The following is a 6649-nucleotide window of genomic DNA, read 5'->3' on the forward strand; positions in this document are numbered from 1 at the left end:
CATGATCCATGTCTGCGCGACCTGCGGGACCTCCTATGCCTCGGGCGCGATCCCGCCCGGTGGCTGCGCGATCTGCAACGACGAACGGCAATATGTGCCGCCGACCGGACAACGCTGGACCACCCGCGAGGCAATCGCCGCCCGCCATCTGAACAGTTGGCGTCAGCACGCGCCAGACCTCTTCAGCATCGTGACGACGCCGCGCTTCGCGATCGGGCAGCGCGCGTTCCTCATCATGACACCCGCCGGCAACATCCTGTGGGATTGCATTGCCAACCTCGATGCGGCGACCCGCACCCTTGTCGAAGCGCTGGGCGGCATCCGTGCGATCGCCCTGTCGCATCCGCATTATTACACGACCATGCAGGACTGGTCCGACGCCTTTAGCGCGCCCATTTTTGTCCATGCCGACGACCGGCGATGGCTGATGCGAAACCATGGCGCGGTTCGGTTCTGGGAAGGCGACAGCTTCGACATGATGCCGGCCATCCGGCTGATCCGCCTAGGCGGCCATTTCCCGGGCGGTGCGGTGCTGCACTGGGAAAAAGATAACGGTAGTTTGTTCGTCGGCGACATTCTTCAGATAGCGCCCGGCGCCGACAGGCTGTCGTTCATGTGGAGCTATCCCAACATGCTGCCGCTTCCGGCTTCGGTCGTCGCAGCCATGGCAAGACAGATCGATCGCTATGGCTTCGATCGAATGTTCGGCGCGTTCGAGGGGCAGGATATTTGGAGCGGTGCGAAATCCATCGCGCTTACGTCTGCCAAAAAATATATATCCCATCTTGCCGAAGATTGAATCGCGATTTGCCTTCCGTCACCGTGCCGTGCGTAACGTGATGCGCGTGAGTTCGGACGGCACGCCGAGCCGAAGCGCGAAGCCCGGCCACAATGCGGTGCCGTTGTTCACGTACAGCGTCATGCCGCCGACCGCATAGCGGCCCGAAACGAAGCCGTTGTTGGCCGGCGCGACCAGCCGGTCGAGGCCCCGGATCATGCCGCCATGGGTATGTCCCGAAAGCTGGACGGCGACACCGCGCGCGGCGGCCCGGCGTGCTTCCTTGGGTTGATGGTCGAGCAACAATACCGGAACGCCCGCCGGTGATCCGGCCAGCGCGGCATCGAGGTCGGGTCCGGCCTGACCGACGCCTGGCGCGGAAAGGTCAGTCACGCCCGCAAGGACCAGTTGCGCGTCGCCCCGCCGCAGGACGGTATGCGCGTTGGGCAGCATCCGCATGCCCAGCCCCGTCAGGTGCCGCATCCAGTCGCCATAATCGAAGAAATATTCGTGATTGCCCGGGATCGCATAGACGCCGTCGGGTGCCCGGAGGTCGGCCAGCGGCGCGACGTCGGAACGACGCATCGCGACCGAACCATCGATGAAATCCCCGGTGACGACGATCAGATCCGCCCCCGCCGCATTGGCCCGGTCGACCACCGCCCGCGTCCAGCCGCCGGGGAACAGCCGGCTGATGTGGAGATCCGTCAACTGGACCAGACGATAGCCGTCGAACTCGCTCGACAGGCCGGGGACGACGATCTCGACATCCTTGACCGGCGGCACGCGGATCGCATTCCAGACACCCCACGCCGCCAGCAAGGCGGCGATCGTCGCGATCGCGTACCGCACGCCATCGGGCACCATCACCGTCGAGCGTCGCGCCGCCATTACCGCCAGCGTTCCGAGATCGAGCGCGATCTGGAACATTGCCAGCAGCAGGACTGCGCCAAAAGCCCAGTTGAACAGGATCACCACCACCCGCGGCATTTCGGGCGCGAAAACCGAGCCCGAGGAAAAGCGGCTCCACAGATGATATTGGGATGCGATCAGCAGCACGACAGCCACGCAGGCCTTCACGCCCGGCGTCAGCGCCAGGGGCCATAGCCAGCGCGCAAGGACGAACAGGCATGGTACGGCGAAGAAGAGGTGGAAAATCGCGTTCGCTCCCGTCAAGCCAACCGGCCTTGCGCGCCGTGGCTCTGGTGAAAGGCGGTACATTTCGGACCGATTGGTACGCCGGGCAGAATGCACCTGCCCCGCCCGTGCCGCAACGACGCTGTGCCGGTCAGGGCATTATCCCGGACCATGCGCGCGGCGTCGGGCGACAGTTCGCGTCGGCAAGATCGGAGCGGCTGATGCGCATATCGGTTTCTTGGCGGCACGGCTGGCCGGGCGCAACTTTTCCGGGGTGCGGGGCTTTGCCCGGTCCGGCAACGGCCCGATGAAACCAGGTGTGCCCCCCATGGTTTTCGCTATGGTCGGGGTGCAGGTGGCGTTCGGTTCCGACGCGCCGGGTAGGAGAATATGCGTGCTGTTTCACACTATGATCGGGTCCAATGACATCGACCGGTCGAAGCGCTTTTACGACACCGTGCTCGGCACCCTCGGGGTGCAGGAAGCGACGCTGAACATCGCCGGCAGCGGACACACCCGCCTGATCTACCGCGGTCGGGAAGGAACCGTTTTCATCGTGACCCAGCCGATCAACGACGAACCTGCCACCGCCGCAAACGGTGGCACCGTTGCGTTCCAGTGCAGTTCGCCCGAGCAGGTGAAGCAGTTCCACGACGTCGCGGTCGCCAATGGCGGCACGTCGATCGAAGCGCCTCCCGGCCCGCGCGAAACGCCCTCGATGGGTAGGATCGAACTGGCATATGTTCGCGATCCCGATGGCAATAAACTTTGCGGCATTCATTTCCCGAAGTGACGGCGACCAGCGCCACTGGCGCGTCCCGGGGCTGGATGCGCGGGGGAGTCCGCCCCTCGGTCCGTCGCAAATCCGACGATGCGGGGGTGGACGGGAATCGATCGGCGTCGGTATCGGCCGGTCATGCCAATAGTCACGACGATCATGAATTCGACCACCGGTCAGCCCATCCAGAAGCATAGTTTCGGACGGATGCCGAAGCCGTGGGAGTCCTTCACGCTGCAGACCGGCGAGATGGTGAAGGCGGACCGTGTCGACATTGGCAAGCCGGCACCCGGAAAGGCGGTCACGCCGATTTCGGTATGGGTCACGCCCAAGGGATGACACCGATCCGCCCGGCAGGCATGCCGCTCCCGTCGGCCCGGGTTGCCTGCCATGATGGGTGCAGCGCCGGCCGATTCGGGCGGCACAGTCGGCGGGAACCAGGGGATTTTTCGCCATACGCCGGCATCCCGCCGGAAAGCATTGCTGATTTATGTCGGTTCTGTCGCAACCTGTGGCCAGACAGCCGGTTGAGACACCATGCCAACCTCAACAATCCCCTTCGCGCTGGTCGTCGATGACGACCCGATGATCCTGATGGATACATCGGGCATCCTCGAAGACGCCGGTTTCCGAATTCATGAAGCGATGGACGGCGATCAGGCCAAGGCGGTTCTGGCCGAACATTGGGAAAGCATCGTCCTGCTTTTTTCGGACGTCGACATGCCGGGATCGACCAACGGCTTCGAGCTGGCGCAACATGCCGACCGTCATTGGCCGCACATCGAGATCGTAATCGCATCCGGTCACGTCTTGCCCCGGGACGGCGACATGCCGGAACGGGCGACCTTCATCTCCAAGCCGTTCAACAAGCGCACCGTCCATCACCATCTGGCGCAAATGCTGCCCGACGAAAAAAAGCCCGAACCGCTGGCGAAGGCGATCTAGGGCCGATCGACATTCGCCATTTCCGGCCAGTCTTCGTCAGTTTCGGCCGACACAGCCGCCCTCTTTCGTCACCCTGGAACGAGTCCGGGGTAACGACGCGCGAATGAATGTGGATCGGCCCTAGTCGCAAACCCGTCAGGACCCGACCCATGTTCTGGTACAGGGTTACAAGGGCGGGCAGTACACACGGCACTTCCCGGTTTCGATGATGCCGCATGGCCATGGACCGGCCGGTCGTCTACCCGACGTTCTTGTTGCGAGGCGGGGCCATTGTCAGGAGCTGATATGCTGAACGCGGACGAAACGGTTCCAGTCCGGGAAGCCAACGACGGCGAAGCGTTTGACCTTGGCGATCCGGCGAGCGAACCAGGCGCCGCCGTCGTCACCAGCGTGAACTATGCCTGCCTGTTGCGCTACGACGCCAGCCAACCGAACGGCAAGGCGATGCTGGTTCTCGCCGGCGGCGGCTACACGCAGTTGATGGTCGGGCGCGAAGGCGTGGAGGTCGCCGGATGGTTGACCGGTCTTGGCTACCGGGCGTTCGTCCTGATCCATCGTTTCCCTGACGCCGAACATGGCCCGGGCGCTGCGCTGGACGATGCGATCGAAGCCATGCGCCTGATCCGTGGCAGCGGCTGGGCACCGGAAGGACTGGGCGTTGTCGGGCTGTCGTCCGGCGGGCATCTGGCAGCGTGCCTTGCTGCTTCCTACCCTGACGGATGGACGCCGCCGCCGTCGCGCTTTCCCGGCGAGTCGAGCCGGCCGGACGTGCTGGTCGTTGGCTATGGTCCGATCTCGACCAATGCGAAGGGGCGGACCGTCATCGCGGACAAGCCACCGCTACCGCCGGTCGAGAAACAGGCGATGTACGACGCGCTGCAACCCGATGTGATGCTGATCCCTGCCCCGCCGCCCACGTTCCTTGTCTATTCCGGCAACGATCCGGTAGTTCCCGTCGAGAACGCTCATCGTCTGCATGCCGCCGTGCAGGACAATGGCGGTGTGTCCGAGCTGCATGTGTTTGCCGATGCACCACATGGCTTCGCGCTCGATACCCCGTCGGGGCCGGTAACGCTCTGGCCGCAACTGTGCGCGGCGTGGTTGCGGCAGCTCGGCTTCTAGACCGGTCGATCGGAAATGCGTGGCGCCGGGAAAACGGTCTCGGGCGTCGCATCGCGGTGAGGACCCGTCACGGCGTTTCCGCCGAGGGACCACTGCGCCGCCGCCGTCATACCCGGCAGCACTCTCGACGCGAGCGATGATGGACTGCCGCTGAGCTGATTACTATAGCTCAGGCAATATTGGGAACGTTCACAATTGATGCCCGAACATCTTGACAGCGGTGTTCACATGCCTGAGTGAACGTTATCAATATGCGCACGCCAGAATAAGCGCTGATAACAAGGGGAGGAATACCATGCGCGGAACCGCCGTCCGCACCGTGTCGCGTCTTGCGATCGGGGCATCGACCATCGCACTGAGCGCCATTGCCAGCCCGGCATGGGCACAGGACGCCGCCGCGACACTGGGTGCGCCGGGACCGTCCGAGGTTCAGGACGCACCGGCGGCCGAGGGAGAAGGCGATGAAATCCTCGTCACCGGCATCCGCGCCAGCCTTCGCGACGCGCTGAACATCAAGCGCAATGCGCAGGGCGTCGTCGACGCGATCTCGGCCGAGGATATTGGCAAGTTTCCCGACACCAACCTCGCCGAATCGCTCCAGCGGATCACCGGCGTGTCGATCGATCGTCAGAACGGCGAAGGCTCGACCGTCACCGTGCGCGGCTTCGGCCCCGAATATAACCTCGTCGTGCTGAACGGTCGCCAGTTGCCGACCTCGACGCTGGGCGACGGCGCCAGCGCGCCGGCCTCGCGCTCGTTCGATTTCGCCAACCTCGCGTCCGAAGGGATCGCCGGGGTCGAGGTGTACAAGACCGGGCGCGCCGCCGTGCCGTCGGGTGGTATCGGCTCGACGATCAACATCAAGACGCCCCGCCCGCTCGACCGTCCCGGCATGCGCGGATCGGTCGCGGCGCGCGGTGTCCTCGACACGTCGCAGAACGGCAAGGATCAGATCACGCCGGAAGTCTCGGGTGTGTTCAGCACCACCTTCGGCAGCGACGACCAGTTCGGCTTCCTCGTGTCGGGCGTCTACCAGAAGCGCAACGCCAGCGTGAACACCGGCTCGGTCGGGTTCGGCAATGCGTTCCTCGGCACCGAGAACGACTGGGGGACGCTGGGCGCCGAAGGGCCGAACGTGGTCAACCGTCCCGGCCCCACCGACGTCTACGAAGTGCCGCAGAGCGCGGCGTACAACCTGACCGATATTCGCCGCGAGCGGATCAACGGACAGGTCGTGCTGCAATATCGCCCGGTCGATTCGCTGACCGCGACCGTCGACTTCACCTATTCGCGCAACAAGATCGAGGCGCGCGACAGCAGCGTCGGCATCTGGTTCAACTTCGGCGACACCTCGACCGAATGGACCGACGGTCCCGCCGCCGGGCCGGTCTTCTATACCGAACGCTTCGGGCCGGGTAAGGACCTGTCGTACAGCGGGTCGCTGACCGCCAACCTGTCGGAGAACAAGTCGCTCGGCGGCAATCTGCGCTGGGATGCGCCGGGCGGCGTCACCGTGACGCTCGACGCGCATCATTCGACCGCGGAATCGAAGCCGACCAACCGCTTCGGCACCAGCACCTCGGTCGGATCGGCGATCTTCGGCGTCGCGTCGCAGACGGTCGATTTCACCAAGGAGCTGCCGGTCCTGTCCTACACGATGCAGCCGGGCGTCGACGCGCTGAACCCGGCGCTCATCAACGCGACCGGCAATTCGTTCCGCAACGCCTATTTCCGCGACGAGATCAATCAGGTGCAGTTGAACGGTCATTACGACCATGACGGCAGCTTCCTCGATTCGATCGATTTCGGCTTCTCCTACGTCAACAACCAGGTCCGCTCGGCCTATGGCTTCGTGCAGAACGATACGTGGGGCGGCGTCGGCACGCCGG

7 protein-coding genes are annotated in these 6649 nt (G+C 64.3%); 6 read left to right on the forward strand and 1 reads right to left on the reverse strand.

The genetic code is table 11. From position 1 onward, the window contains the following. Nucleotide 1: 1 nt before the first annotated feature. Nucleotides 2-799, forward strand: coding sequence for a hypothetical protein (locus ASE78_RS07235; RefSeq protein ID WP_056494996.1), 798 nt, complete (start codon nt 2-4; stop codon nt 797-799). An 18-nt stretch (nt 800-817) separates the two neighbouring features. On the opposite strand, the gene ASE78_RS07240 is transcribed toward ASE78_RS07235, so the two are convergent. Then, nucleotides 818-1954: a metallophosphoesterase gene (locus tag ASE78_RS07240; protein WP_235514901.1), complete on the reverse strand. Its 1137-nt coding sequence runs from the start codon at nt 1952-1954 to the stop codon at nt 818-820. Nucleotides 1955-2324: 370 nt separating this feature from the next. Here ASE78_RS07240 and ASE78_RS07245 point away from each other — a divergent pair, with 370 nt between their 5' ends. From ASE78_RS07245 to ASE78_RS19490, 5 genes are all read left to right on the forward strand, one after another. After that, a complete protein-coding gene (locus ASE78_RS07245; protein WP_200909705.1) occupies nt 2325-2708 on the forward strand; it encodes a VOC family protein in 384 nt (127 codons plus the stop codon). Nucleotides 2709-2852: 144 nt separating this feature from the next. Further along, on the forward strand, nt 2853-3032 hold the full coding sequence (locus tag ASE78_RS07250; protein ID WP_056494999.1) for a hypothetical protein: 180 nt from the start codon (nt 2853-2855) through the stop codon (nt 3030-3032). A gap of 198 nt (nt 3033-3230) precedes the next feature. Beyond that, a complete protein-coding gene (locus ASE78_RS07255; protein WP_055756145.1) occupies nt 3231-3638 on the forward strand; it encodes a response regulator in 408 nt (135 codons plus the stop codon). Nucleotides 3639-3923: 285 nt separating this feature from the next. Next, nucleotides 3924-4760 (forward strand): alpha/beta hydrolase, encoded by an 837-nt coding sequence (locus tag ASE78_RS07260; protein WP_056495002.1) that lies wholly within the window; start codon nt 3924-3926, stop codon nt 4758-4760. A 295-nt stretch (nt 4761-5055) separates the two neighbouring features. Further along, a partial coding sequence (locus tag ASE78_RS19490) for a TonB-dependent receptor (RefSeq protein WP_235514902.1) occupies nt 5056-6649 on the forward strand: 1594 nt, incomplete at its 3' end.

This window comes from Sphingomonas sp. Leaf25 (genome assembly GCF_001421635.1).
Lineage (GTDB): Bacteria > Pseudomonadota > Alphaproteobacteria > Sphingomonadales > Sphingomonadaceae > Sphingomonas.

Excerpts from the sequence above, each read along its gene's own strand:
- ASE78_RS07235 (WP_056494996.1), top strand. The coding sequence starts at position 2 with ATGATCCATGTCTGCGCGACCTGCGGGACCTCCTATGCCTCGGGCGCG.
- ASE78_RS07245 (WP_200909705.1), top strand. The coding sequence starts at position 2,325 with ATGATCGGGTCCAATGACATCGACCGGTCGAAGCGCTTTTACGACACC.
- ASE78_RS07250 (WP_056494999.1), top strand. The coding sequence starts at position 2,853 with ATGAATTCGACCACCGGTCAGCCCATCCAGAAGCATAGTTTCGGACGG.
- ASE78_RS07255 (WP_055756145.1), top strand. The coding sequence starts at position 3,231 with ATGCCAACCTCAACAATCCCCTTCGCGCTGGTCGTCGATGACGACCCG.
- ASE78_RS07260 (WP_056495002.1), top strand. The coding sequence starts at position 3,924 with ATGCTGAACGCGGACGAAACGGTTCCAGTCCGGGAAGCCAACGACGGC.